24 protein-coding genes are annotated in these 24,881 nt (G+C 68.0%); 11 read left to right on the top strand and 13 right to left on the bottom strand.

All coding sequences use genetic code 11. The annotated features are described in order from the left end of the window. Positions 1 to 19 precede the first annotated feature (19 nt). From ndk to ASG37_RS04035, 3 genes are all read right to left on the bottom strand, one after another. On the bottom strand, positions 20 to 442 hold the full coding sequence (gene ndk / locus ASG37_RS04045) for a nucleoside-diphosphate kinase (RefSeq protein WP_055756278.1): 423 nt from the start codon (positions 440 to 442) through the stop codon (positions 20 to 22). A gap of 72 nt (positions 443 to 514) precedes the next feature. After that, complete coding sequence (locus ASG37_RS04040) at positions 515 to 952, bottom strand: DNA polymerase III subunit chi (protein ID WP_055756276.1); 438 nt, start codon at positions 950 to 952, stop codon at positions 515 to 517. 107 nt (positions 953 to 1,059) lie between these two features. Next, a complete protein-coding gene (locus tag ASG37_RS04035) occupies positions 1,060 to 2,544 on the bottom strand; it encodes a leucyl aminopeptidase (protein WP_055756273.1) in 1,485 nt (494 codons plus the stop codon). Positions 2,545 to 2,707: 163 nt separating this feature from the next. Here ASG37_RS04035 and ASG37_RS04030 point away from each other — a divergent pair, with 163 nt between their 5' ends. The 4 genes from ASG37_RS04030 to rsmA all read left to right on the top strand — a co-directional run bounded on the left by ASG37_RS04030 (position 2,708) and on the right by rsmA (position 8,231). Further along, on the top strand, positions 2,708 to 4,945 hold the full coding sequence (locus ASG37_RS04030; protein ID WP_055756270.1) for an LPS-assembly protein LptD: 2,238 nt from the start codon (positions 2,708 to 2,710) through the stop codon (positions 4,943 to 4,945). Between the two features lie 91 nt (positions 4,946 to 5,036). After that, positions 5,037 to 6,398: a peptidylprolyl isomerase gene (locus tag ASG37_RS04025; RefSeq protein WP_055756268.1), complete on the top strand. Its 1,362-nt coding sequence runs from the start codon at positions 5,037 to 5,039 to the stop codon at positions 6,396 to 6,398. Between the two features lie 13 nt (positions 6,399 to 6,411). After that, the gene (pdxA, locus tag ASG37_RS04020; protein WP_156349153.1) at positions 6,412 to 7,404 is read left to right on the top strand and encodes a 4-hydroxythreonine-4-phosphate dehydrogenase PdxA; all 993 of its coding nucleotides are present in this window, start codon (positions 6,412 to 6,414) and stop codon (positions 7,402 to 7,404) included. Continuing rightward, positions 7,401 to 8,231, top strand: a complete 831-nt coding sequence (gene rsmA / locus ASG37_RS04015; RefSeq protein ID WP_414887839.1) for a 16S rRNA (adenine(1518)-N(6)/adenine(1519)-N(6))-dimethyltransferase RsmA — start codon at positions 7,401 to 7,403, stop codon at positions 8,229 to 8,231. Before pdxA ends, rsmA begins: the two co-directional genes overlap by 4 nt. 132 nt (positions 8,232 to 8,363) lie before the next feature. On the opposite strand, the gene ASG37_RS04010 is transcribed toward rsmA, so the two are convergent. From ASG37_RS04010 to purM, 4 genes are read right to left on the bottom strand one after another with little or no spacing between them, the layout of a single operon-like run. Beyond that, positions 8,364 to 8,966 (bottom strand): hypothetical protein, encoded by a 603-nt coding sequence (locus ASG37_RS04010; protein WP_055756263.1) that lies wholly within the window; start codon positions 8,964 to 8,966, stop codon positions 8,364 to 8,366. Next, entirely contained in the window at positions 8,963 to 9,229 is a 267-nt protein-coding gene (locus ASG37_RS04005; protein WP_055756261.1) for a hypothetical protein, read from the bottom strand. Before ASG37_RS04005 ends, ASG37_RS04010 begins: the two co-directional genes overlap by 4 nt. Beyond that, positions 9,226 to 9,747 (bottom strand): phosphoribosylglycinamide formyltransferase, encoded by a 522-nt coding sequence (purN, locus tag ASG37_RS04000; RefSeq protein WP_055756259.1) that lies wholly within the window; start codon positions 9,745 to 9,747, stop codon positions 9,226 to 9,228. Before purN ends, ASG37_RS04005 begins: the two co-directional genes overlap by 4 nt. A gap of 40 nt (positions 9,748 to 9,787) precedes the next feature. After that, positions 9,788 to 10,894, bottom strand: a complete 1,107-nt coding sequence (gene purM / locus ASG37_RS03995) for a phosphoribosylformylglycinamidine cyclo-ligase (RefSeq protein ID WP_055756257.1) — start codon at positions 10,892 to 10,894, stop codon at positions 9,788 to 9,790. 59 nt (positions 10,895 to 10,953) lie between these two features. Between purM and ASG37_RS03990 the strand changes: the two genes are divergently transcribed. Genes ASG37_RS03990 through ASG37_RS03975 form a run of 4 tightly spaced genes read left to right on the top strand, consistent with a single transcriptional unit; the run spans position 10,954 to position 16,494 of the window. After that, positions 10,954 to 12,192, top strand: a complete 1,239-nt coding sequence (locus ASG37_RS03990; protein ID WP_055756256.1) for a hypothetical protein — start codon at positions 10,954 to 10,956, stop codon at positions 12,190 to 12,192. Next, positions 12,189 to 12,827, top strand: a complete 639-nt coding sequence (locus ASG37_RS03985) for a hypothetical protein (RefSeq protein ID WP_055756253.1) — start codon at positions 12,189 to 12,191, stop codon at positions 12,825 to 12,827. Before ASG37_RS03990 ends, ASG37_RS03985 begins: the two co-directional genes overlap by 4 nt. Further along, a complete protein-coding gene (locus tag ASG37_RS03980; RefSeq protein WP_055756251.1) occupies positions 12,824 to 15,004 on the top strand; it encodes an RNA degradosome polyphosphate kinase in 2,181 nt (726 codons plus the stop codon). The genes ASG37_RS03985 and ASG37_RS03980 overlap by 4 nt, the downstream gene beginning before the upstream one ends. Then, on the top strand, positions 15,004 to 16,494 hold the full coding sequence (locus ASG37_RS03975) for a Ppx/GppA family phosphatase (protein WP_055757289.1): 1,491 nt from the start codon (positions 15,004 to 15,006) through the stop codon (positions 16,492 to 16,494). The genes ASG37_RS03980 and ASG37_RS03975 overlap by 1 nt, the downstream gene beginning before the upstream one ends. Before the next feature lie 491 nt (positions 16,495 to 16,985). Here the strand turns inward: ASG37_RS03975 and ASG37_RS03970 are convergent, their stop codons facing one another. Both ASG37_RS03970 and rnd read right to left on the bottom strand, forming a co-directional pair. Then, positions 16,986 to 17,354, bottom strand: coding sequence for an I78 family peptidase inhibitor (locus ASG37_RS03970; RefSeq protein WP_055756248.1), 369 nt, complete (start codon positions 17,352 to 17,354; stop codon positions 16,986 to 16,988). Next, entirely contained in the window at positions 17,351 to 18,526 is a 1,176-nt protein-coding gene (gene rnd / locus ASG37_RS03965; RefSeq protein ID WP_055756246.1) for a ribonuclease D, read from the bottom strand. Before rnd ends, ASG37_RS03970 begins: the two co-directional genes overlap by 4 nt. Before the next feature lie 189 nt (positions 18,527 to 18,715). On the opposite strand from rnd, the gene aspS reads away from it, so the two are divergent. Then, positions 18,716 to 20,512: an aspartate--tRNA ligase gene (aspS, locus tag ASG37_RS03960; RefSeq protein WP_055757287.1), complete on the top strand. Its 1,797-nt coding sequence runs from the start codon at positions 18,716 to 18,718 to the stop codon at positions 20,510 to 20,512. A gap of 48 nt (positions 20,513 to 20,560) precedes the next feature. On the opposite strand, the gene ASG37_RS03955 is transcribed toward aspS, so the two are convergent. Beyond that, positions 20,561 to 21,187, bottom strand: a complete 627-nt coding sequence (locus ASG37_RS03955; protein ID WP_156349152.1) for a carbonic anhydrase — start codon at positions 21,185 to 21,187, stop codon at positions 20,561 to 20,563. 107 nt (positions 21,188 to 21,294) lie between these two features. On the opposite strand from ASG37_RS03955, the gene lipA reads away from it, so the two are divergent. Together lipA and ASG37_RS03945 are read left to right on the top strand one after the other, a co-directional pair. Further along, positions 21,295 to 22,221: a lipoyl synthase gene (lipA, locus tag ASG37_RS03950; RefSeq protein WP_055756244.1), complete on the top strand. Its 927-nt coding sequence runs from the start codon at positions 21,295 to 21,297 to the stop codon at positions 22,219 to 22,221. After that, the gene (locus ASG37_RS03945; protein WP_055756242.1) at positions 22,221 to 22,721 is read left to right on the top strand and encodes a type II toxin-antitoxin system RatA family toxin; all 501 of its coding nucleotides are present in this window, start codon (positions 22,221 to 22,223) and stop codon (positions 22,719 to 22,721) included. The genes lipA and ASG37_RS03945 overlap by 1 nt, the downstream gene beginning before the upstream one ends. On the opposite strand, the gene ASG37_RS03940 is transcribed toward ASG37_RS03945, so the two are convergent. From ASG37_RS03940 to ASG37_RS03930, 3 genes are read right to left on the bottom strand one after another with little or no spacing between them, the layout of a single operon-like run. Continuing rightward, positions 22,643 to 23,182 (bottom strand): CinA family protein, encoded by a 540-nt coding sequence (locus ASG37_RS03940; RefSeq protein WP_055756240.1) that lies wholly within the window; start codon positions 23,180 to 23,182, stop codon positions 22,643 to 22,645. The two genes, ASG37_RS03945 and ASG37_RS03940, sit on opposite strands and share 79 nt — an antisense overlap. A gap of 6 nt (positions 23,183 to 23,188) precedes the next feature. After that, positions 23,189 to 23,707, bottom strand: a complete 519-nt coding sequence (locus ASG37_RS03935; protein WP_055756238.1) for a hypothetical protein — start codon at positions 23,705 to 23,707, stop codon at positions 23,189 to 23,191. Beyond that, positions 23,704 to 24,858, bottom strand: coding sequence for a bifunctional 2-C-methyl-D-erythritol 4-phosphate cytidylyltransferase/2-C-methyl-D-erythritol 2,4-cyclodiphosphate synthase (locus tag ASG37_RS03930; RefSeq protein WP_055756236.1), 1,155 nt, complete (start codon positions 24,856 to 24,858; stop codon positions 23,704 to 23,706). Before ASG37_RS03930 ends, ASG37_RS03935 begins: the two co-directional genes overlap by 4 nt. Positions 24,859 to 24,881 lie beyond the last annotated feature (23 nt).

Raw genomic sequence — 24,881 nt, 5'->3', positions numbered from 1 at the left:
GGGCACCGGCCGGACGGCATCAGCCGACGATTTCTTCGGGCTTGAAGAAGAAGTCGATCTCGATCTTCGCATTCTCTTCCGAATCCGATCCGTGGACCGAATTGGCTTCGATCGATTCGGCCAGTTCCTTGCGGATCGTGCCAGCATCGGCGTTCGCCGGGTTCGTCGCGCCCATGATGTCGCGGTTCGCCTGCACGGCGTTCTCGCCTTCCAGCACCTGCACGACGACCGGACCCGAGATCATGAACGACACCAGATCGTTGAAGAACGGACGCTCGCGGTGGACGCCGTAGAAGCCCTCGGCCTGCTCGCGGGTCATCTGGATGCGCTTGGAGGCGACGACGCGCAGACCGGCTTCCTCCAGCATCTTGGTGACTGCGCCGGTCAGGTTGCGGCGGGTGGCATCGGGCTTGATGATCGAGAAGGTACGGGTGGCGGCCATGGTGGTCGCGGCTCCTGCGTTATGGTGTTTTGGTCGCGGCTCCCTAGTCGGGCAACCCCCGACAAGCAAGGCTCACGCCGCCTGTTCCCAGCCGCCGTCGCCCTGCCGCCAGTAGCGCCGCTCGATGCCGTCGCGCTCGCCCAGTGCCTTCCATGCGGCGCGTGCGGCGGCGATGTGATCCTCGCCGAAGAAGTGGAACGCACGGTCGAACCCCAGCGCGGCGTCGCGCCAGCGCCCGTCGACGATCGCGACGTTGCGCGCCCCATTGGCGGGGGTGGGGTCGGCGGCGATCAGCACCGCCTGCGCGGCGTCGTTGCCGGTTCCCGCCTCGGCATGCGGCAGGAAGCTGTCGCGTGCATAGGTCCACAGCAGCGTGTCGATCACGCGGCGCTGGTCGGCATCGTCCGACAGCAGCAGCAACCGCTCGCCGGCGTCGTGCAGCCGCGCGGCGATGCGTGGCAACACCCGGTCGAGCGGGCTGCGGGTCAGGTGGTAGAAGTCGACTTTCATGACGCCTTTTCGTCGTTCCCGCGCAGGCGGGAACCCATTGCCGCTGCCGTTTCGAATCCATTCGCTACGTCGGCGTCAATGGATTCCCGCCTGCGCGGGAATGACGGCTATTCCTCGAAATTGTCCTTCACGAACCGGTCGAGCAGCCGCACGCCGAACCCGGTCGCACCCTTGTCATGATGGGTGCCCGGCTTGTCGGCCCACACCATCCCGGCAATGTCGAGATGCGCCCAGCGTACGCCGTCCTCGATGTAGCGCTTGAGGAACTGCGCGGCGGTGATCGATCCCGCGCCGCGCGGGCCGATGTTCTTCATGTCGGCGATCGGCGAATCGAGCAGCTTGTCGTACGCCGGCGATAGCGGGAAGCGCCACAGCAGGTCGCCCGACTCCTTCGATGCCGCCAGCAACTCGTCGGCCAACGAATCGTCGTTGGCGAACATGCCGCCATGCTCGCTGCCAAGGCTGATAATCATCGCGCCGGTCAGCGTGGCGAGGTCGACGATCGTCGCCGGCGAATGCGTCCGCTGGACCCACGTCAGCACGTCGCACAGCACCAGCCGCCCCTCGGCGTCGGTGTTGAGCACCTCGATCGTCTGGCCCGACATGCTGGTGACGACGTCACCGGGGCGCATCGCCTTGCCGTCGGGCATGTTCTCGACAAGGCCGACCACGCCGACGACGTTCGCCTTCGCCTTGCGCGTGGCGATCGCCTTCATCGCGCCCGCCACGGCGCCGGCACCGCCCATGTCCCACTTCATGTCCTCCATGCCGGGTCCGGGTTTCAGCGAGATGCCGCCGGTGTCGAAGGTCACGCCCTTGCCGACCAGCGCGACGTCGGTGGTGTCGCCGCCCTTGCCGTGCCAGCGCATCGCCAGCAGCCGCGCTTCCTTTTCCGAGCCGAGGCTGACGCCCAGCAGCGCGCCCATGCCCAGTTCGGCCATCTGCCGTTCGTCGAGGATGGTCAGCTCGATCCCCAGCGCTTCCAGCTCGCGGCACTTCTCGACGAAGCTGACCGGATAGAGGACGTTCGGCGGATCGGTGACGAGCGTGCGGGTAAGGTCCAGCCCCTGCGTGATCGCATCGGCGGCGACGAAGGCGTCGTCGATCCCGTCGGGCGCACCAACGATGGTAATCGTCGTCAGCGTCGGCTTCGATCGTTCGGGCAGCTTGGTGCGATAGCCGTCCTGCCGCCAGCCGCGCTGCGCCGCCGTCGCCGCGAACCGCGCAACCGCCGCCGCGTCGGGCGCGGTCGCCAGCGCGCCGAAATCGACGGTCAGCTCGGTGAGGCCCGACAGCAGGAACCGCCCGGTCAGCGCGCCGCCCGCCTTTTCCAGCGCCACGCCGCCGCCGTCACCGATGCCGAGCAGGATCACCCGACCCGCGTCGCCGCCCTCGATGCCGGGTACGAAGACCTCGGCGATCGATCCCGCCTCACCATCGAAGCGACCCGCCCGCGCCGCGCCAGCGACGAGCGCCGCAACCGCATCATCCAGTCCGGCGGCGGCGGCGCGGTCGAGCCCGCCCGTCGCGATCGGCAGGACGAGGGCGGGGGGAATTTCGCTACGCTGGGCGAACTGGATCGAGATCGACATGAATTTCCTTTGTACTACGCGGGCGTCGGCGCGCCGGCTATCTTGGCGCGCCCGTCCCGGCACGTAAAGCGGGTGGACGGCGATTGCGGTTCCCGGGCGACGATGCAATAGGCGTTGCGACAGGCGCGATCAGGGCACCGACGGCATTGGGGAATCTGGACTAGTGAAGCGTGCGTTCGGGTCGCTGGCCCTTGGCCTGACGCTGGCGGTCGCCGGCCCTGCGCTGGCGCAGGACCTGCAGGATCGCGCTGCGCCTCCGCCGCCGCCCGAAAGCGCGCTGCCGACGCCGGCGAGCGCCGACCAGATCGATTTCTCGTCCGACCTGCTCGAATATGACAGCAACGCCGACATCGTCACCGCCAGCGGCGAAGTGCGGCTGCTGCGCGACGGCAATCGCCTGCGCGCCGACCGGGTGACGTGGAACCGCAAGTCGGGGCAGGTGGTGGCGACCGGCAACATCGCCGTCACCAATCCGCAGGGCGACATCGCCTATGGCGACCGGATCGAGCTGACCGATACGCTGAAGGACGGCGTGGTCGACAACATGCTCGTCGTCCTCGACGAAGGCGGGCGTATCGCCGCCAGACGCGGCACCCGGTCCGACAACGGCGTCGTGACGGTCGAGAGCGCGGCCTATACCCCGTGCGCCGTCACCACGTCGGCCGGCTGTCCCAAGGAGCCGTCGTGGAAGATCACCGCGCTGCGCGTCCGCTACGATCCGGTGCGACAGCGTATCCGCTACACCGGCGCGGGCCTCACGCTCTTTGGCCTGCCGACGATTCCGCTACCGTCGTTCTCGCATTCGATCGGCGGCAACAGCGATTCGGGTCTGCTCGCGCCGTCGATCCGGCTCGACCGGGTGAACGGCGTCGAAGTGGCCGTGCCCTATTATTTCAACCTCGCTCGCAACCGCGACCTGACGATCACGCCGCATGTCTTCACTGCCGTGCTGCCGATGCTCGAGGCGGAATATCGCGCGCTGGGCCGCAACGGCGCGTACCGGGTACAGGGCTTTGCGACGGTCAGCCGGCGCAGCGACGACCTCGTGCTCGGCGCTGCGCCCACCGGCACGCAGCAATCGTTCCGTGGCTATGTCGATGCGACCGGCCGGTTCCAGCTCGATCCCAACTGGAGCGTGTCGGGATCGTTGCGCTATACCACCGACCAGACGTTCCTGCGCCGCTACGACATTTCGCGCGACGACCGGTTGCGCAATAATATCTCGGTCGAACGGATCGACCGCGACTCGATGCTCTCGATCAGCGGCTGGGCGGTGCAGACGCTGCGTGTCGGCGATAATCAGGGGATGCAGCCGGTGGCGCTCCCCGAAATCGACTATCGCCGCCGCTTCAACGGCCTGCTCGGCGGGGTCGCGCAGGTTCAGCTCAACACGCTGGCGATCGGCCGGTCGGAGGGGCAGGATACCCAGCGCGCCTTCGCCGCCGCGCGGTGGGACCTGACGCGCTACACCCCGCTCGGGCAGGAAGTGACCTTCACCGCCTATGGCCGGCTCGATGCCTACAACACGCGCGACGTCATCGATACCGCCGTGCTGAGCTACCGCGGCGGCGAGGGCTTTACCCCGCGCGGCATCGCCGCGCTGGCGGTCGATATGCGCTGGCCGTTCGTCGGCGCGGTGGGCCGGGGCACGCAGCGCATCAGCCCCCGCGTCCAGCTCGTCGCCTCGCCCAAGATCGCCAATCTCGCCGTCCCGAACGAGGACGCCCGCGCGGTCGATCTGGAAGACTCGAACCTCTTCGCGCTCAACCGCTTCGCCGGCTACGACCGGTTCGAGGATTCGTCGCGTGTCACCTATGGCCTCGACTATGCGCTCGATCTGCCCGGAGTCGCGGTGCAGACCACGATCGGCCAGAGCTATCGTACCTCCGAGCGCGCCAGCATCCTGCCCAACGGCACCGGGCTCGACGATCGTTTTTCCGATTTCGTCGGGCGCACCGATGTCCGCTTCCGCGAACTCGTGACGCTCACCCACCGCTACCGGCTCGACAAGGACGGGTTCAAAATCCGCCGCAACGAGATCGACGCGACGGTCGGATCGCGCCGCACCTATGTCCAGGTCGGCTATCTCCGGCTCAACCGCGACATCAGCGAGCTGGAGGATTTGCAGGACCGCGAGGAAATCCGCGCCGCCGGGCGGGTCGCCTTCGGTCCGTTCTGGTCGGCGTTCGCCTCGACCACCATCGATCTGACCGACCGGTCGGAGGATGCGTTGTCGGTATCCGATGGCTATGACCCGATCCGCCACCGTATCGGCGCGCAATATGAGGACGACTGCCTCCGCCTCGGACTGACGTGGAAACGCGATTATCAGCGGATCGGCGACGCCCGCAGCGGCAACAGCTATCTCGTGACGCTGGCGTTCAAGAATTTGGGACGATAGATAAGGCTGCGTTCAGCCGCGACGGGCCATGATTTGGCCCGAATGGTTCGGCAGGCACGTCGCCGACGTGCGCATGGGATAGTACGACCAAGTGACCAACAACATCGTGAATGCCACCCGCCTCGGCCGTTCGATCGCCGGTATCCTGAGCATAGCCGCCGCCACCGCGCTTGCCGCGCAGACGGTCAGCGACGGACAGCAGGTGCCCGGCGCCAATCTGAACCTGCCGGGCAATCCGACGATCTTCGGCAAGGTCGACCCCAATATCCGCAAGCCGACCGCGATCGTGAACGATACGGTGCTGACCGGCACCGACGTCGACCAGCGCATGGCGCTGATCGTCGCGATCAACGATTTCAAGCTGAGCGCGGAGGACCGCGAGGTGCTGCGCGGGCAGGTGGTCCGTCAGTTGATCGACGAGACGCTGCAGATCCAGCAGGCGAAGTCGAAGGACATCACCGTCACCGCGCCCGAGCTGGAGCAGAGCTTCAACCGCCTCGCCAAGCAGCGGTTCCAGCAGACGCCCGACCAGCTTCGCGCCTATCTCCGCTCGGTCGGCTCGTCGGAACGCTCGCTGCGCCGCCAGATCGAGGGTGAGCTGGCGTGGAGCCGGTTGCTGCGCAAGCAGGTCGAACCCTTCATCAACGTCGGCGAGGAAGAGGTCGAGGCGATCCGCGCTCGGCTCGAAGCGTCGAAGGGCACCGAGGAATACAGCCTTCGCGAGATCTACATCTCAGCGACGCCCGATCGCGCGGCCGAGGTGCAAGCGGCAATGACCAAGATCGTCGAACAGATCCGCCAGGGCGCGCCGTTCGAATATTTCGCGCGCAACTTCTCCGAAGCCACCACCCGCGCGGTCGGCGGCGATCTCGGCTGGGTGCGCCTGAACATGCTGCCCGACCAGTTGCAGCGCGCCGCGACGCAGATGCAGGTCGGCCAGATCGCCGGACCGATCGAGGTGCCGGGCGGCTATTCGATCCTCTACCTCGCCGACAAGCGGCAGGTGCTGATGGCCGATCCGCGCGATGCCAAGGTCGCGCTGCGCCAGCTCACCCTGCCGTTCCCGCCGGGCACGACGCAGGCGCAGGCGACGCAGCGCGCCGCATCGTTCGCCACCGCGACGCAGGGCATCCGCGGCTGCGGCGACGCGACCAAGGTCGCGCAGTCCGAAAAGGCCGAGGTCGTCGACAATGATTCGGTCGTGATCCGCAACCTGCCGCCGGCGCTTCAGGAGATCATCCTGAAGCTGAACGTCGGACAGGCGACCCCGCCGTTCGGGTCGCCCAAGGACGGCATCCGCGTGCTAATCGTGTGCGGTCGCGACGATCCGCGCGGCGGCACCGTGCCCAGCGCCGAACAGATTCAGGACGGGTTGCAGCAGGAGCGCGTGAACCTGCGCGCCCAGCGCATGCTGCGCGATCTGCGGCGCGACGCGGTGATCGAATATCGTTGATCGGGGGCCGGGCGTGACGCTCCCCCTCGCGGTATCCATGGGCGATCCCGCCGGCATCGGGCCGGAGGTGATCGCCAAGGCATGGGCTTCACGCGACGCCCACCGCCTGCCGTGCTTCTTCGCGGTCGGCGACGTGCGCGCGGTCGGCGCGGTGTGGTCCGGCCCGGTCGAGCGCATCGACGATCCGGCGCGTGCCGCCGCCGTGTTCGGTCGCGCGCTCCCCGTCCTGTCGGTTGCCGATGGCGGATCGATCGTCCCCGGCCGCCCCGATACCGAGGGGGCGGACTGCACGCTCCAGTCGCTGGAACTTGCCGCCGGTCTTGCCCGGTCGGGCGCAGCGGCAGGACTCGTGACGGGGCCGGTGTCGAAGGGCGAGCTTTACCGCATCGGCTTCACCTATCCCGGGCAGACCGAATTCGTCGCCGAACGTTGCGGCGTGGCGCGCGAGAATGCGGTGATGATGCTCGCCGGGCCGACGCTGCGCGTCGTGCCGCTGACCATCCACGAAGCGATCGTCGATGTGCCGCGCCTGCTCACCACCGAACTGGTCGTCGCTCGCGCGCGCGCGACCGTGCGCGGGCTGATGCTCGACTTCGGCATCGCCGCGCCGCGCCTCGCCGTCGCCGGGCTCAACCCGCATGCCGGGGAGGGCGGGGCGATCGGCCGCGAGGAGATCGACGTGCTGGCCCCCGCCATAGCCCGGCTGCGCGGTGAGGGGATCGACATCGTCGGGCCGCTGGCCGCCGACACCATGTTCCATCCGCGCGCGCGCGCCCGCTACGACGCGGCACTGTGCCCTACGCACGATCAGGCGCTGATCCCGATCAAGACGCTGCATTTCGACGACGGGGTCAACATCACGCTCGGCCTGCCGATCGTCCGCACCTCGCCCGACCACGGCACCGCGTTCGACATCGCCGGCGAGGACCGCGCCGAACCGGGCGCGATGATCGCCGCGATCGCGATGGCTGGCCAGGCAGCGGCCCGCCGCGCCGCCGCCCGGTGAGCATCGCCCCCGTCCACGACCTGCCGCCGCTGCGCGAGGTCATCCAGCGTCACGGCCTGTCGGCCAACAAGGCGCTGGGGCAGAATTTCCTGTTCGACCAGCAATTGCTCGGCCGCATCGCCCGCGTGCCCGGCGACCTGCACGATGCCGAGGTGCTGGAAGTCGGTCCCGGCCCTGGCGGCCTCACCCGCGCGCTGCTGCTGGCAGGGGCAAGGGTGACGGCGATCGAGCGCGACCGCCGCTGCATCCCGGCACTTGCCGAACTGGGCGAGGCGTTCCCCGACCGGCTGCGCGTGATCGAGGGCGACGCGCTGGAGATCGACGCGCGCACGCTGTTCGCGGGCAAGCCGCACATCGCCTCCAACCTGCCCTATAACGTCGGCACCGCGCTGTTCGTCGGCTGGCTTTCGGCCGACTGGGAGCCATGGTGGCAGAGCCTGACGCTGATGTTCCAGCGCGAAGTCGCCGACCGGATCGTCGCGCAGGCGAACGACGATGCTTTTGGCCGCCTCGCGGTCCTTGCCCAGTGGCGCAGTGCCGCGCGCATTGCGATGCCGGTGCATCGCAGCGCCTTCACGCCGCCGCCCAAGGTCATGTCAGCGGTCGTCCATGTCGTGCCGACGCCCGCGCCCGACGGCGTCCGTCTGCGCACCCTCGAAACGCTGACTGCTGCGGCCTTCGGCCAGCGCCGCAAGATGCTCCGGCAGAGTTTGAAAGGCGTCCCCGGCGCGCTGGCGGCGGCAGAAGCGATCGGCATCGACCCGACGCGCCGTGCCGAGACGGTCAGCGTGGCGGAGTTCGTCGAACTGGCGAGGATGTTGGGGTAGGGGATCATCCTCACCCACATTCGTCATTCCCGCGAAGGCGGGAATCCATAGCCGCTGACGTTCGGGCTTGAGTCGCTTCGGTGGCGTATATGGATTCCCGCCTTCGCGGGAATGACGATGAGACAGGAGAAGCTACCCCGCCAACCGCCCCAGTTCCGCCGCCCACAACGTATCGAGCCGCCGCGCCACGCCACCGTTCGCCGCCTCACGCCGGGCCAGCGCCTTCAGCTTCAACGATCGCCCACCAATCATCCGCCCCTCGGTCGCGAACACCAGATCGTAGATCGCGCTCGACCGACGCTCACTGTCGCCGTCGAACCATGTCGCGGTGACTTCGACCGGCAACCGCCCTTCGAGATCATCCTTGCCGCCATCGGTGATCGCCAGCAGCGGCGCGCGGACCCAGTCGGCGTCGATCGCGACATCGCCCACCGCCGTCCGCTCGGCCACCTTCAACGCGGGCGGAAAGCGCACCGCGATCCGCTCGATCCGCCGGTCGGCGGCGCTCAGGGTCAGCCGGTCTCCGCCCCCGGCCGGCGTCGCGACGATCGCCAGCGCATTCTTGGCCTTCGCCGCCGATGCGCTGGCCGCCGCGCGATCGGCGTCGACGCTGCGCCGTTCGGACACGTTGTTCCACAGCGTCAACCCGCCGATCACCACGCCCGCCACCGCCACGCCTTCGGCCAGCGTGATCCAGCGCCGTCGCTGGGCGCGTGCCTCCTCGGCCTCGCTCACCGCCCGCCGGCCTCCAGCAGATCGCGCGGCGCGGTCAATTCCCATCCGCGCGCGATGGCGTCCTCGACCAGCCGCCAGTCGACGTCACCCTCGACCGATACCGGCGTCCAGCCATCGGCGGTGCGCACCGACAGCGCGTCACCATCCACTCGCGCGAACGGCTTGCCCTCGACACAGAATGCGCGGTCGTCGCCGTCGCCCTGTTCCGCCGCGCCCGGCAGCAGCAAAGCAGTTTCGCGTACCCGGTCCAGCCATTCACTCATCGCGTCACATACTCCGCCAAGGTTCGCGGATAGAGCCGATGCTCTTCCGCCAGCACCCGCGCCGCCAGCGTGTCCGCGCTGTCGCCGGGCAGGATCGGAACGCGCGCCTGCGCCAATATGCTCCCGGCATCCAGTTCCTCGGTGACGACATGCACCGAACAGCCCGCTTCTGCATCCCCCGCCGCGATCGCTCGCGCGTGGGTGTCGAGCCCCTTGTACCTTGGCAGCAGCGAGGGGTGGATATTGACGATCCGGTCGCGCCACGCCGGGACGAAGCCGGGCGAGAGCAGCCGCATATAGCCCGCCAGCGCGATCGTCCCGACCCCGGCGTCGCGCAGCGCGCCGTCGATCGCCGCTTCATACTCGGCCTTGGGAATGCCCTTGGGCGAACAGGCGAAGGTCGCGATGCCCCGCCCGGCGGCATGCGCCAGCCCGGCGGCATCGGGCTTGTCCGACGCGACCAACACGACCTCATACGGGCAATCGGTGCGCTCGGCGGCGGCGACCAGCGCCGCCATGTTTGATCCCCGTCCCGAAATCAGGATGCCGACGCGGTGTTTAGCCAAGATGAGTCGCGCTCCATGCCGTCCGCGCGCTCCACGTCTCCACGCTGCCCTTGACGGTGCAGCCCTTCTCGCCCGCCTCGACGTTGCCGATCCGCACCACGCTCTCGCCCGCGGCGGCAAGGTCGGCGGCGACCGAGTCGGCGGTGTCGGCCGACACCAGCAGCACCATGCCGATACCGCAGTTGAACGTCCGTGCCATTTCCTCCGGCTCGATATTGCCCTGCGCCTGAAGGAACGCCATCAATCGCGGCTGTTCCCACGCATCGGCATCGACCACGGCATGCGCGCCTTGCGGAAGCACGCGCGGGATATTCTCCAGCAACCCGCCGCCGGTGATATGCGCGAGGCCATGGATGCGCCCGGCGCGGAGCAGTGGCAGCAGCGGCTTCACATAGATCCTGGTCGGCGCCATCAGCGCGTCGATCAGCATCACGTCCTGATCGAACAGCGCCGGTCGGTCGAGCTTCCACCCCCGGTCCGCCGCGAGCCGGCGCACCAGCGAGAAGCCGTTGCTATGCACGCCCGAGGAGGCGAGGCCGAGGATCACGTCGCCCACGCCCACCTTGTCACCGGTCAGCAACTGTTCGCGCTCGACCGCGCCGACGCAGAAGCCGGCGAGGTCATAGTCGCCATCGGCATACATGCCGGGCATCTCGGCCGTCTCGCCGCCGATCAGCGCGCAGCCCGCCTGCCGGCACCCCTCGGCGATCGAGGCGACGACCCGCTCGGCGGTGTCCGCGACCAGTTTGCCGCTGGCGTAATAGTCGAGGAAGAACAGCGGCTCGGCACCCTGCACGATCAGGTCGTTGGCGCACATCGCGACGAGGTCGATGCCGACGCCGTCATGCGCGTCATGCTCGATCGCCAGTTTCAGCTTGGTGCCGACGCCGTCGTTCGCGGCGACCAGCAGCGGGTCCTTGAATCCCGCTGCCTTGGGATCGAACACCCCGCCGAATCCGCCCAGTTCGGCATCCGCGCCGGGCCGCCGGGTGGATTTCGCGAGCGGTCCGATCGCGCGGACCAGTGCGTTGCCCGCCGCGATCGAAACCCCTGCCTGTGCGTAGGTATAGCCGCCGCCGCGGTCGCCTTCGTTGCTCATAGGAGCCGGTTAGCCACATCGCGCTTGGATTTCCACGCCTGCTTCGTCAAAAGGCGCGCATGACGCTGCAAACCCGCCACCGCCTGCTCGCCGCCGCCCTCCTGGGCACGGTCGCGACCGGCGCGGTCGTGGCGCAGGGCGGGGTCGCCGCCGTCGACAGCTCGGGCACCTTCGAGGTGAACGGCGTCCGCGTCGACGTCGCCGGCCCCACCGCAGACGTGGCGCGCACCACCGGCTGGCGCCTCGCGCAGCGCAAGGGCTGGCAGATGCTGTCGCAGCGGCTGACCGGATCGGCGCAGACGCTGCCCGACGGCACGCTCGATTCGCTGGTCGACGCGATCGTGGTGGAGAGCGAGCAGATCGGCCCCAACCGCTATGTCGCGCGCCTCGGCGTCCTGTTCGACCGGGGGCGGGCCGCGTCGATCCTCGGCATCGCCGGCGTCGCCGAACGCAGCCCGGCGATGCTCGTCGTGCCGCTGATCTGGGATGGCGGCACCGGCACCGCGTTCGAACGGGCGACGCCGTGGCAGGCGGCATGGGCGCGCTTCCGCACCGGCGGCAGCACCGTCGACTATGTTCGCCCGAACGGCACCGGCGGCGACGCGCTGCTGCTGAACGCGGGGCAGGTAACGCGGCGGGGGCGCGGCTGGTGGCGCACCGTGCTCAACCAATATGGCGCGTCGGACGTGCTGGTCCCGCAGGTCCGGCTGGAGCGGCAATGGCCCGGCGGCCCGGTCGTCGGCACTTTCACCGCCGGCTATGGTCCTGACAACCGGCTGATCGGCCGCTTCGCGCTGCGTGTCGAACAGGCCGATGCGATCCCCGCGCTGCTCGACGAAGGCGTGCGGCGAATCGATTCGCTGTACCAGCAGGCGCTGCGCGACGGCACGCTGCGCCCCGATACGGCGCTGAACGCCGCGCCGCCGGGCACGCCTGCACCGGTCGAGAACCCGCTGGCCGATCCGCTTGCCCCCGTGCCGGCCGATCCTGCCGCACCGGTGCCGACCCCGACGCCCGCCGACACCTTCGTCACCCTGTCGGTTCAGGCCGACACGCCCACCGCCGCCGCCGTCGAATCGACCGAAGCGGCGTTCCGCGCCATTCCGGGTGTGCGCAGCGCGATCACCTCCAGCCTCGCGCTGGGCGGTGTATCGGTCTTGCGCGTCACCTTCGATGGCGATCCCGCGATCCTGTCGGCAGCCCTCGAAGCGCGCGGCTGGCAGGTGCAGGGCGGCGACGGCGCGCTACGCATCCGCCGTCGCGCGGCCCCGACGCCACCGGCTCCGGCCGGCGGATGAGCGGCCCCGCCAACGGTCCCGCCCAGATGAGCTTCACGCTCGACCTGCCGCCCGGCGCGCGGAAAGACCGGTTCCTCGTCAGTCCCTCCAACCGCGAAGCGGTCCAGTTCCTCGACAATTGGGGGCTGTGGCCGGTGATGGCGGCGGTCCTGATCGGCCCGCGCAAATCGGGCCGCACGCTGCTGGCGCGGATGTTCGCCGCGCGCAGCGGCGGGATGATCGCCGACGATGCCGAACGGATGAACGAGATCGACCTGTTCCACCTGTGGAATCAGGCGCAGGCGGAAGGGCGCCCGCTGCTGATCGTCGCCGATGCCACGCCGCCGGTGTGGAAGATCGAGCTGCCCGACCTGCGCACCCGCATCGCCGCTACCCCGGTCGTCCGGCTCGACGCGCCCGACGATCTGCTGATCGAAACGCTGCTGCAACATCTCTTCGACAGGAAGGAATTGATAGTCGCGCCCGATCTGGTGCGCTGGCTCGCCCGCCGCGTCGACCGGAGCCATCTCGCCGTGCTTCGCGTTGTCGAGGCATTGGAGGAAGATGCGATGCTGCGCTCGACGCGCCTTTTGACCGTTCCCGCCGTGCGCACCGCGCTCGGCCGTACCACGCTCCTGACGGACTCCGCCGCATGACCGAGTTGCAGACCGACGCCCCCGCCGGATCGACCGTCGCCGCCGTGCCCGAAGCACGCTATTTCAACCGCGAGCTGTCGTGGCTGGCGTTCAACCGCCGCGTGCTGGACGAGGCGTGCAACGCCGCCCATCCGCTGCTTGAGCGCCTCCGCTTCCTCTCGATCTCGGCGACCAACCTCGACGAATTCTTCATGGTCCGCGTGGCCGGGTTGAAGGGGCAGCAGGCGCAGGAGGTCGGCCACGAATCGCCCGACGGCCTGACCCCGACCCAGCAACTGGAGGCGATCGTCGCCGACGCCGCGCAACTGGTCGACAGCCAGCAACGCATCTGGCGCGACATCGCGACCGATCTGGCGGCGGCCGACGTCACCGTGCTGGGCGCCGATGCGATCACCGGCGATGCCGAGGTATGGTTGGAACGCTATTTCCGCGAACAGGTGTTCCCGGTGCTGACCCCGCAGGCGCTCGACCCGGCGCACCCGTTCCCGTTCATCCCCAACCTCGGCTCGGCGTTGCTGTTCGACCTCATCCGCCGATCGGATGAGGTCGAGGTGCGCGAGGTCGTGCTGCTCCCGCCCGCCATGCCGCGCTTCGTCCGCCTACCGGGCAAGGCGGCGCGTTATGTCGCGATCGAGACGATCCTGCGCCATTTCTCCGGGCTGTTCTTCCCCGGCTACACCGTGCGCGCCTCCGCCGCATTCCGGGTGATTCGCGACAGCGACATCGAACTGGAGGAGGAAGCCGAGGACCTCGTCCTGTATTTCCGCACCGCCATCAAGCGGCGACGGCGCGGCCGCGTCATCCGGCTGGAAATCGAATCGGGCATCTCCGACGAGATGATCGAACTGCTGCGCGAGGAAATGACCGGCAGCGACGCGGTGATGACCGAAACCGGCGGCTTCCTCGCCATCGGCGACCTGTCGATGCTGGTCGCCGAGGATCGCCCCGACCTGAAATTCCCGCCGTTCAGCCCCCGCTTTCCCGAACGCATCCGTGAATATGGCGGTGACTGTTTCGCGGCGATCCGCGCCAAGGACATCGTCGTCCACCATCCGTACGAGACGTTCGACGTCGTCATCGCCTTCATCAAGCAGGCGGCGGCCGACCCCGATGTCGTCGCGATCAAGCAGACGCTGTACCGCGCCGGCAAGCAATCGGCGATCGTCGCCGCGCTGGTCGCCGCCGCCGAGGCAGGCAAGTCGGTGACGGCGGTGGTCGAACTGAAGGCGCGCTTCGACGAGGAACAGAATCTCAACCTCGCCTCGGTCCTCGAACGCGCCGGGGTGCAGGTCGTCTATGGCTTCATCGAATGGAAGACCCACGCCAAGATCTCGATGGTCGTCCGGCGCGAGGAACAGGGCTATCGCACCTATTGCCACTTCGGCACCGGCAACTATCATCCGATCACCGCACGCATCTATACCGACCTCAGCTTCTTCACCGCCGATCCGGCGATCGGGCGCGATGCCGCGCAGGTGTTCAACTACATAACCGGTTATGTCGAACCGCAGGCGCTGCAACAGCTCGCCATTTCCCCGCGCGACCTGCGCGACCGGCTGGAAGCGCTGATCGAGGGCGAGATCCAGACTGCGCGCGCCGGCGGGCAGGGGTCGATCTGGCTCAAGATGAACTCGCTGGTCGACCCCGCGCTGATCGACAAGCTTTACGAAGCCTCGGTGGCGGGGGTGCAGATCGACCTGATCGTGCGCGGCATCTGCTGCCTGCGCCCCGGCGTTCCCGGCATGTCGGAAAATATCCGCGTCGAATCGGTCGTCGGCCGGTTTCTCGAACACAGCCGTATCTATTGCTTCGGCAACGGGCAGGCGCTGCCCAACGACGATGCGCTGGTCTATGTTTCCTCGGCAGACTGGATGCCGCGCAACTTCGATCGCCGCGTCGAATATCTGCTGCCGATCACCAATCCGACCGTCCACGACCAGGTGCTCGATCAGGTGATGGTCGCCAATCTGCTCGACACCGAACAAACTTGGGAATTGCGCGCCGATGGCAGCTATCGCCGCGTGGCGAAGGGCGACCGGCCGTTCAACCTCCATCGTTACTTCATGACCAATCCCTCGCTGTCCGGCCGTGGCGCCGCGATCGAGAGCGGGGCGGCGATGAGCCCGCAGAAACTGTCGCTCCGCGCATGGCGCGCGGCACGCGGCGGCACGCTCTGATGGGGTTGGGCTGGCCGGGAAGCACGCCGACCTCGATCGCGCACAGCGCAATCGTCGACATCGGTTCGAACTCGATCCGGCTGGTCGTCTATGGCGGGCCGGAGCGGATTCCGGCGATCCTGTTCAACGAAAAGGTATTGGCCGGGCTGGGCCGCGCTCTCGCCGGCACCGGCGCGATCGATGCCGACGCGATGGCGGCGGCGCGCGCCGCGCTGGAGCGTTTCGCATGGCTGACGCGCGAGATGGCGGTGCCGCGCGTCCGCACCGTCGCCACCGCCGCCGTGCGCGATGCCGCCAACGGCGCGGAGCTGATCGCGTTGGCGCACGCCGCCGGCCTCACCGTCGAAATCCTGTCGGGCGAGGAAGAGGCGCAGGCCGCCGGCCACGGCGTCCTCTCGGCCATTCCGCAGGCCGACGGCATCGTCGGCGATCTGGGCGGCGGCAGCCTCGAACTGGTCCGGGTGAAGGACGGTCAGCTCGGCGAGCGCGTTTCCTTCCCGCTGGGCGTGCTGCGCCTCGGCGCGATCCGCGCGAAGGGGGCGGGCGAACTCGACCGCACGGTCGCCCGGATGATCGCGGCGGCCGGCTGGACTGGGCAGGGGCAGGGGCTGCCGCTCTACCTCGTCGGCGGATCGTGGCGCGCGCTCGCCCGGCTCGACATGCACCTGACCGGCTATCCGCTGCCGATCGCGCATGGCTATGCGCTGTCGCCCGCGCGCATATCCGCACTGCGCAAGCTGCTCGCCGAGATGCCGCGCGCCGACCTGAAGCTGGTGCCGAACCTGTCGGGCGGGCGGGTGCCGACGCTGGACCATGCCGCCGCCGTGCTCGCCTATGCGGTGCGGCACCTCGGCTGTGCCACCACCGTCATTTCCGCCTATGGCCTGCGCGAAGGGCTGCTCTACGCCGCGCTGCCCGCCAAGGTCCGCGCGACCGACCCGCTGCTGGTCGCCGCGCATGACGAAGGCGCGCGGCAGGGCCGCTTCGCCGAACACGGCGACCTGCTGCACCGCTGGATCGCGCCGCTGTTCCCGCAGGACGATCCGGCGATGGTCCGGCTGCGCCACACCGCCTGTCTGCTCGCCGATGTGGGTTGGCATGCCAACCCCGAATTCCGCGCCGAACGCGGTGTCGAGATCGCGTTGCACGGCAACTGGGTCGCGGTCGACGCCGCCGGCCGTGCGATCGTCGCGCAGGCGCTGCATTGTTGCCTTGGCGGCGGCAGCGACACGCCCGAACCGCTCGGCCGCCTCGCCCCGCCCGACGCGCTGGCGATCGCGCGCCGCTGGGGCCTCGCGATGCGGCTGGGCCAACGGCTGAGCGGCGGGGTGGCCGCCCCGCTCAAGCGCACCGCCCTGCGGCGCGGGACCGGCGGCGTCGAACTGCTCGTGACCGGGGCGGATGCCTCGCTGTATGGCGAAGCGGTGCAGAAGCGGCACAAGGCGTTGGCGACTGCGCTCGGCATGGAAGCGGCGCTCGTCACGCGCTGACTGTCCTACAGGGCAGGCGGTATGCCAAGATCAGGACGCTCGTTGAATCGTCCGCCCCCTGTATTTTCCGTCCCGGAAGGGGCGGGAGTTTCCCGTGCGCGGATCGACATTCAGCTTTGGCAGGGGGAATTTGCTCTCGCCCCCGCGTCATCCCCGCGCAGGCGGGGATCCATACACGCCAACGCCGGTGATCGAACCGAGCCCGTTGCGTCTATGGCTTCCCGCCTAAGGCGGTCCACATTTCGCATTTCCGGCCAATCTTTGTCATTTTTGGCCGAAACAGCCGCCCCTGTCGTCACCCCGGACTTGTTCCGGGGTCCACGGCTCGGCAATCGGCACGCCTTGAGGCCTTATCGACAGCGTTTGGGGCTAGGTGGACCCGGAACAAGTCCGGGGTGACGACGGGTGAAAGAATGTCGATCGGCCCTAGGAAGCCGCCGCCCCGTCAAACCGCAAACCGGTCAAATCGCGCTATAATGTAAACTTTGCCATCATCCGCAGCGAAGCCGCAGGATCTTGCGGCTCGGGTCGAGCTCGATGTTCAGCCGGTCGGGGCGATAGTCCATGGTGATGGCGTTATGGTCCGGCCCGATCACCCGCACGCTCCGCGCGCCGACCTTCGCCTGTGCCTCGGCCTGCACCGCCGGGGTCAAGGGTTTGCCGATCAGGCCGGCGGCTGCCTCGATCCGGCACGGCGTCATCGGCTGGACCTCGGCCGACTCGTCGCCGGGCGGCGCCGGGATCACCGGCGGCATCACGACCTGGGGCGGCGCGACCCGCCGTGGCGGCGGGGGTGGCGCATCCGGGGCACTTGGCGCACAACCCACCAGCATCAATCCGATCAGGGCAACCCGCTTCATTCGACGACCTCCGCTCGTGTCATCTTCAACTTTCCGCCCAGCACCGTGAACCCGAGCTGACCCTCGACCAGCGCCAGCGCGTCGCGCCCGAACTGCTCGAACCGCCACCCGTCGAGGATCGCCAGCCCGTCGCGCTGCCCGGCGGCCAGCGCCTCCAGATCGTCCGATCGCGCCAGCAGCCGCGCGGCGACCTTGATCTCGTTCGCGCGGATTTTCAGCAGCAGTTTCAACAGGTCGGCGACCAGCGCGCCTTCCTTGCCCAGCGCCGGCTTGCGCTCGTCACGCCCCGGCATTTCATCGGCGGTCAGCGGTTTCGCCTCGGCCAGCGCGGTCATCATCCGAGCACCAATGTCGTTGTGCGCCCAAGCCGCCGACAGGCCGCGCACCTTGGCCAGATCGGCCTGTTTGCGCGGCGGATTGGCCGCCAGATCGGCGACCGTTTCGTCCTTGACGATCCGACCGCGTGGCAGGTCCTTGCCCTGCGCCTCCAGCTCGCGCCACTTGCCCAATGCCTTCAACCGGCCGAGCACGTCGGGCTTGCGGCTGTTGACGCGGATGCGCTGCCACACCGTTTCGGGATCGTTGAAGTAATTGGCCGGATTGCCGATCCGCTCCATCTCCTCGTCCAGCCACAGCCCGCGACCCGTCCGCCGGAGCTTGGCGAGCATCTTGGGAAAGATCACCGACAGATGCGTCACGTCGGCGATCGCATAGTCGATCTGCCGGTCGTCGAGCGGCCGCCGCGACCAGTCGGTGAACCGCGCACCCTTGTCGACGACGATGCCCAGATAGGCATCGACGAGGTTGGAATAGCCGACCTGCTCACCTTGCCCCAGCGCCATCGCCGCCACCTGCGTGTCGAACATCGGAAAGGGGGTCTTGCCGGTCAGGTTATACACGATCTCAATGTCCTGTCCGCCGGCGTGGAAGACTTTCAGGACCTCGTCATTGTCGGTCATCAGGTCGAGCAGCGGCTTCAGGTCGATCCCCGGCGCCATCGGATCGATCGCGGCGGCTTCTTCCGCGTTGGCGATCTGGATCAGGCAGAGTTCGGGCCAATAGCTGTTCTCGCGCATGAATTCGGTGTCGACCGCCACGAAATCGGACTGGGCGAGGCGGGCGCAGAGGGTGGCGAGGGTCGCGCTGTCCTCGATCAACGGATGGATATGCATCCCGCCCGCATAGCAGCCTCGCGCGCCTTGACAAAAGGGGGTTGGAAGGGGAAGCGCGCGGCAACGGATTAATCCGTCATCCCCGCGCAGGCGGGGATCCATACACGCAGGTTCGCGTGAGAGCCGCGCCGTCAGCGGCTATGGATTCCCGCCTCCTCGGGAATGACGACCAAGCAGGGTTACGTTCTGATGCACGCCTATCGCACCCATAACTGCGGCCAGCTTACGGACGCGAACGAGGGCGATACCGTCCGCCTGTCGGGCTGGGTTCATCGCAAGCGCGACCATGGCGGCGTGCTGTTCATCGATCTGCGCGACCATTATGGCATCACCCAGATCGTTGCCGACAGCGACAGCCCGGCACTCGCGCTGCTCGATGCCGCGCGGACCGAATCGGTGCTGACGATCGATGGCACGGTCAAGGCGCGCTCGGACGCGACAAAGAATCCCAACCTCGCGACCGGTGCGATCGAAATCTACGCCCGCGCCGCCACGCTGCAATCGGCCGCGCAGGAACTGCCGATGCCGGTGGCCGGCGAGGCCGAATACCCCGAGGACATCCGCCTGCGCTATCGCTTCCTCGACCTGCGTCGCGAGCGGCTGCACGCGAACATCCTGCTGCGCTCGAACGTCATCGCGTCGCTGCGCCGCCGGATGATCGATCAGGGCTTCACCGAATTCCAGACGCCGATCCTGACCGCGAGCAGCCCCGAGGGCGCGCGCGATTATCTGGTTCCCAGCCGCGTCCATCCCGGCAAGTTCTACGCGCTGCCGCAGGCGCCGCAGATGTTCAAGCAGTTGCTGATGGTCGCGGGCTTCGACCGCTATTTCCAGATCGCGCCCTGCTTCCGCGACGAGGATGCCCGCGCCGACCGCTCGCCGGGTGAATTCTACCAGCTCGATTTCGAGATGAGCTTCGTGACGCAGGAAGACGTGTTCGCCGCGATCGAACCCGTCCTGCACGGCGTGTTCGAGGAATATGCTAACTGGCAGGGCAAGGGCCGCACCGTCAGCCCGCTGCCGTTCCAGCGTATCCCCTACCGCGAATCGATGCTGAAATACGGCAACGACAAGCCCGACCTGCGCAACCCGCTCATCATCACCGACGTGTCGGACCTGTTCGTCGGTTCGGGCTTCGGCCGCTTCGCCTCGATCGTGGAAGACGGCGACGTGGTTCGCGCGATCCCGGCCCCGAAGACCGCCGACAAGAGCCGCAAGTTCTTCGACGACATGAACGCCTGGGCACAATCCGAAGGCTTCGCCGGTCTGGGCTATGCGACCCGCAAGGATGGCGTGTGGGGCGGCCCGATCGCCAAGAACCATGGCGACGAGGGCATGGCCAAGATCGCCGAGGCGCTGGGCCTCGGTCCCGACGACGGCGTGTTCTTTGCCGCCGGCAAGGAAGCGCAGGCGGCCAAGCTCGCCGGGCTTGCCCGCACTCGCGTCGCCGAGACGCTGGGCCTGATCGACGACAAGCGCTTCGAATTCTGCTGGATCGTCGATTTCCCGATGTTCGAATATGACGAGGACGCGAAGAAGGTCGATTTCAGCCACAACCCCTTCTCGATGCCGCAGGGCGAGATGGACGCGCTGGAGACGATGAACCCGCTCGATATTCTCGCCTATCAGTACGACATCGTCTGCAACGGCGTGGAATTGTCGTCGGGCGCGATCCGCAACCATCGCCCGGAAATCATGTACAAGGCGTTCGAGATCGCCGGCTATACGCAGGCGGACGTCGACACGAACTTCGCGGGCATGATTAACGCCTTCAAGTTCGGGGCACCGCCGCACGGCGGCTCGGCTCCCGGCGTCGACCGTATCGTGATGCTGCTGGCCGACGAACCGAACATTCGCGAGGTCATCACTTTCCCGATGACGCAGAAGGCGGAGGATCTGATGATGGGTGCGCCGAACTATGCGACCCCGAAGCAGCTTCGCGAACTGAACATCCGCGTGACGGCGGACGGCCCCAAGGAGGGCTGATCCGGTTGACGTGCGCCGGGCGGGAACTTCCTGCCCGGCGCAGCCCGGTCAGGCGTTCTCGAACTTCTCGCCTTCGAGAACACGCAGCCGCCCGTCGTCGATCGCGAACACCGCGCCGTGCAGCTTGAGCGTGCTGGCCTCGACCCGCTCACGGACGAACGGGAAGGTCATCAGGTTTGTCAGCGACACCTTGACGCCTTCCTGTTCCAGCGCCTTCTGCCCCTCGGGACCGGTGCCGTGTTCGGCGACCACCTTCTCGCGCGCTCCGTCCAGCAGGTCGATCCAGTGGGCGACGAACCCGCCCTCGCCGGGTTTGGTATTGGCCAGCGCCTGCGTCAGACAGGCGTTGACGCCGCCGCACGCCCCATGGCCAAGGACGAGGATTTCCTCGACTTCCAGCTTCGTAACCGCAAATTCGAGCGCGGCGGACACGCCATGGCGGCCCCCGTCATCTTCGAACGGCGGCACCAGATTGGCGACGTTGCGCACCACGAAAATCTCGCCCGGCCGCGCGCCGAAGATGGTCGCGGGATCGACGCGGCTGTCCGAACAGGCGATCACCATCACCTTGGGGCTCTGGCCGGTCGCCAGTTCGCTCCAGCGCTCGCGCTCCTGCTGCCATTCGTTGCCACGGAAGCGATAGTAACCTTCCTTGAGGTCGCTGAAGTGCATCAAAGAATCTCCATCATACGTTAGGTTTTTCCCTCACGGCCACAGACGCACGGCGCGCGCGAACGTTGCAGGCGGTTGTTCGTTTCCTCGCGGATCGCTATCTGGGGCCCATGAACGAAATGTCGCCGCTCCCCCGCCCGCAGCGTGAACGCAAGCCCGACTGGATTCGCGTGAAAGCCCCGACCGGCAAGGTCGTGGCCGAAACCCGCGCGCTGATGCGCTCGAAAAGCCTGACGACGGTCTGCGAGGAAGCGGCCTGCCCGAACATCGGCGAATGCTGGTCGAAGAAGCACGCGACCGTCATGATCCTCGGCGACACCTGCACCCGCGCCTGTGCCTTCTGCAACGTCAAGACCGGCATGCCGCGCAAGGTCGACCCGATGGAGCCGCAGCATGTCGCCGAGGCGGCGGCGGCGATGGGGCTGAACCATATCGTCATCACCTCGGTCGATCGCGACGACCTGCCCGATGGCGGCGCCAGCCAGTTCGTGAAGGTGATTCAGGCGATCCGCGCCGCGAATCCGACGACGACGATCGAAATTCTCACCCCCGATTTCCGCAACAAGCACGAAGCGGCGGTTGAGGCGATCGTCGCGGCGCGTCCCGACGTCTACAATCACAATCTCGAAACCGTGCCGCGCCTCTATCCGACGATCCGGCCGGGCGCGCGCTATTATGCCTCGCTGCGGTTGCTGGAGAGCGTCAAGAAGCTTGACCCGTCGATCTTCACCAAGTCGGGCATCATGCTGGGGCTGGGCGAAGAGCGGCTGGAGGTGCATCAGGTGATGGACGACATGCGCTCCGCTGACATCGATTTCCTGACGATGGGCCAGTATCTCCAGCCAACCCCGCGCCATGCCAAGGTGATCGATTTCGTGACCCCCAAGGCATTCGACGCCTATGCCGCGATCGCGCGGGCCAAGGGGTTCCTGCTGGTCGCCTCCTCGCCGCTGACGCGGTCGAGCTATCACGCCGGCGACGATTTCGAACGGATGCGCGCGAACCGCGACGCGAAGCTGGGCGTAGTCCGCGCCTGATGCCCAAGCATACCGAAACCCGCCATCTGCCCTACAGCCCCGAGCAAATGTTCGATCTGGTCGCCGACGTCGCGCGCTATGGCGAGTTCCTGCCATGGGTCAGCGCGATCCGGGTGCGGTCGTCGAGCGACACCGAAATGGTCGCCGACATGATCGTCGGTTTCAAGGGCCTGCGCGAAAGCTTCACCTCGAAGGTGCAAAAGGAACGGCCGGACCATATTCGCGTCGACTATCTCGACGGACCGCTCAAATATCTCAACAACGACTGGCGCTTCAAACCCGACGGGCAGGGCGGTACGCTGGTCGAATTCTGCGTCGACTTCCAGTTCAAGAACCGCGTGTTCGAGATGCTGGCGGGGCAGGTGTTCGACCGTGCGCTGCGCAAGATGATCGGCGCGTTCGAGGAACGCGCCGCGGCGCTTTACGGTGATTCGGCGACGGGTTCTTCCGACGCTTCGTCGGGCGGCAGCAGCAGTTCGAGCGCGCACAGCGCCGCCTGAAGCCGGACGCCTCCCCGGCCGAGATCGCCGAAATGGCGCAGGTCGGCGACGACCTTCGCCGGATCTCCGCCCTTTTCGGCCCGCGCGAATACGACGGTGCCGACCGGTTTCTTGTCCGATCCGCCGCCCGGCCCCGCCACGCCGGTGATCGCGACCGCGACATCGGCATCGGACGCCTCCAGCGCACCCTGCGCCATGCTCCACGCGGTCGCGACCGACACCGCGCCAAAGGTTTCGAGCACGTCCGAACTGACCCGCACCTGCGCGGTCTTGGCTTCGTTCGAATAGGTGACGAAGCCGGTGTCGAAGATTTCCGACGATCCCGGAATTTCGGTGATCGCGGCGGCGACGAGGCCGCCGGTGCAGCTCTCCGCCAGCGTCACGCGACGACCGACGGCGCGATTGGCCGTCACCACGCGGCGGGCGGCGGCAACCAGTTCGGCGGGAAGAATGGTATCCATAATGTCTCAGTTCCGGGGGCGCGTGCCGCATAGCGGCAACCGCATCTGGGGACGGGGGCTGTCGGCATCGATCTGCGCGAACAGCACGATGAGCCCGGCGACGTTGCGCGGGGGAAGCGACTGGACGAACGTCGCCGCGCGTTCGATCCGGGGACAGTCAGCCGGATCGATGTTGCCGACGACCATCGGTGCGATGATCGACGACACGATCGGCGCGGCGAAACTCGAATCGAGCAACTGGATCGCCTGTGGCGCGGTGAGGCGCGACAGCGCCGCCTTGGCCTGGGTCCAGGCACCTTCGGTTTCCGCTTCGTAGCGGGCGAGGAACGGTCCGCTCGTCCGGCGGATCAGGGCGGTGGCCGGCAGCGCGGTCGCACAACGGGTTCCGGCCTGACGGATCAGGTCGGGCGCGACGAACAGTACCAGTGCCTCGGCCTCGGCCGGGGTGACGCAGGCAGCGGAGGTCTGCGCCTGCGCCGCACCGGTCGTCGCGAACAGGGCGATGGCGGCGGCGATGCGCCTCATGCCGGCACCCGCACGGTCGCGATCGCCTGTGCGGCGATACCCTCTTTGCGGCCGGTGAAGCCCAGCCGCTCGCTCGTCGTCGCCTTGATGCTGACCTGCTTCTCGGTGAGGCCGAGGATGGCCGCGATCCGCGCCCGCATCGCCGCGCGGTGCGGGCCGATCTTGGGCGCTTCGCAGATCAGCGTCAGGTCGACGAAGTCGAGGACGCCGCCCTCCGCCCGAACCAGCGACGCGGCATGGGCGAGGAACTGGTCCGACGCCGCCCCGCGCCACCGCGCATCGCTCGGCGGGAAATGGGTGCCAATATCGCCCGCGCCGATCGTGCCGAGCAACGCATCGGTGATCGCATGCAGCGCGACATCGGCATCGCTATGCCCCGACAGTCCGCTATCATGCGGGATCAGCACGCCGCCCAACCACAATTCCTCGCCCGCTTCCAGCCGGTGAACGTCGTAGCCGGTGGCGCTGCGCGATACGAGCGTGGGGGCGATCCGCGCCTCGGCCGCCGCGAAGTCGGCGGGATAGGTGATCTTGTCGAGCATGATGTCTCCTTCGACGGTCGCGACGTCCAGCCCGATCGCGCGCAGCATCTGCGCATCGTCGGTCGCCTCCACGCCCGCGTCCCATGCGGCATGCGCGTCGCGAAGCGCAGCGACGTCGAATGCCTGCGGCGTCTGTACCCGCACCAGCCCGGCGCGCGGCACGACGTCGCCCAGCACCTCGCCCAGCACCTCGCCCGCCTGCGCCAGCGTATCGGCGACCGGCAGCACCGGTATCGCGCCGGGCAGATGGTCGAGCGCGGCGAGCAGCCGGTCGATCACCGCGCCCGGAACGAACGGCCGGGCGGCGTCATGGACCAGCACCCGCGCCGCATCGCCGATCGCCGCCAGCCCGGCGGCGACGCTTTCCCGCCGGGTCGCGCCGCCGATGACGTGGCGCACCTCGCCGATGGCCGCCGCCAGCATCGCCTGCTGGCCCTCGCCGATGACCACGACGACCTCGTCGATTGCCGGATGCGCCGCCAGTGCGGCATGGGCATGGGCGATCATCGCTCGGCCACCGATGGCGCTATATTGTTTCGGGGTGCTGCTGCCCGATCGACTGCCCTGTCCGGCAGCGACGATGAGGGCGACGGTAGGTCCGGTCTGCATCGCAGCCGCCTAGCCCAAGCCGC

The organism is Sphingomonas sp. Leaf407 (assembly GCF_001425385.1).
Classification (GTDB): Bacteria; Pseudomonadota; Alphaproteobacteria; order Sphingomonadales; family Sphingomonadaceae; genus Sphingomonas.
Note: the sequence above shows the minus strand (reverse complement) of the source record. Positions and strands in the feature narration are given on the sequence as shown.

What these genes read in the sequence shown, in the direction of transcription:
- ndk (WP_055756278.1), bottom strand. Translation starts at nt 442, where the DNA reads ATGGCCGCCACCCGTACCTTCTCGATCATCAAGCCCGATGCCACCCGC.
- ASG37_RS04040 (WP_055756276.1), bottom strand. Translation starts at nt 952, where the DNA reads ATGAAAGTCGACTTCTACCACCTGACCCGCAGCCCGCTCGACCGGGTG.
- ASG37_RS04035 (WP_055756273.1), bottom strand. Translation starts at nt 2,544, where the DNA reads ATGTCGATCTCGATCCAGTTCGCCCAGCGTAGCGAAATTCCCCCCGCC.
- ASG37_RS04005 (WP_055756261.1), bottom strand. Translation starts at nt 9,229, where the DNA reads ATGAGTGAATGGCTGGACCGGGTACGCGAAACTGCTTTGCTGCTGCCG.
- purN (WP_055756259.1), bottom strand. Translation starts at nt 9,747, where the DNA reads ATGGCGGCGCTGGTCGCCGCCGCCGAGCGCACCGATTGCCCGTATGAG.
- purM (WP_055756257.1), bottom strand. Translation starts at nt 10,894, where the DNA reads ATGAGCAACGAAGGCGACCGCGGCGGCGGCTATACCTACGCACAGGCA.
- ASG37_RS03990 (WP_055756256.1), top strand. Translation starts at nt 10,954, where the DNA reads ATGACGCTGCAAACCCGCCACCGCCTGCTCGCCGCCGCCCTCCTGGGC.
- ASG37_RS03985 (WP_055756253.1), top strand. Translation starts at nt 12,189, where the DNA reads ATGAGCGGCCCCGCCAACGGTCCCGCCCAGATGAGCTTCACGCTCGAC.
- ASG37_RS03980 (WP_055756251.1), top strand. Translation starts at nt 12,824, where the DNA reads ATGACCGAGTTGCAGACCGACGCCCCCGCCGGATCGACCGTCGCCGCC.
- ASG37_RS03975 (WP_055757289.1), top strand. Translation starts at nt 15,004, where the DNA reads ATGGGGTTGGGCTGGCCGGGAAGCACGCCGACCTCGATCGCGCACAGC.
- ASG37_RS03970 (WP_055756248.1), bottom strand. Translation starts at nt 17,354, where the DNA reads ATGAAGCGGGTTGCCCTGATCGGATTGATGCTGGTGGGTTGTGCGCCA.
- rnd (WP_055756246.1), bottom strand. Translation starts at nt 18,526, where the DNA reads ATGCATATCCATCCGTTGATCGAGGACAGCGCGACCCTCGCCACCCTC.
- aspS (WP_055757287.1), top strand. Translation starts at nt 18,716, where the DNA reads ATGCACGCCTATCGCACCCATAACTGCGGCCAGCTTACGGACGCGAAC.
- lipA (WP_055756244.1), top strand. Translation starts at nt 21,295, where the DNA reads ATGAACGAAATGTCGCCGCTCCCCCGCCCGCAGCGTGAACGCAAGCCC.
- ASG37_RS03945 (WP_055756242.1), top strand. Translation starts at nt 22,221, where the DNA reads ATGCCCAAGCATACCGAAACCCGCCATCTGCCCTACAGCCCCGAGCAA.
- ASG37_RS03940 (WP_055756240.1), bottom strand. Translation starts at nt 23,182, where the DNA reads ATGGATACCATTCTTCCCGCCGAACTGGTTGCCGCCGCCCGCCGCGTG.
- ASG37_RS03935 (WP_055756238.1), bottom strand. Translation starts at nt 23,707, where the DNA reads ATGAGGCGCATCGCCGCCGCCATCGCCCTGTTCGCGACGACCGGTGCG.
- ASG37_RS03930 (WP_055756236.1), bottom strand. Translation starts at nt 24,858, where the DNA reads ATGCAGACCGGACCTACCGTCGCCCTCATCGTCGCTGCCGGACAGGGC.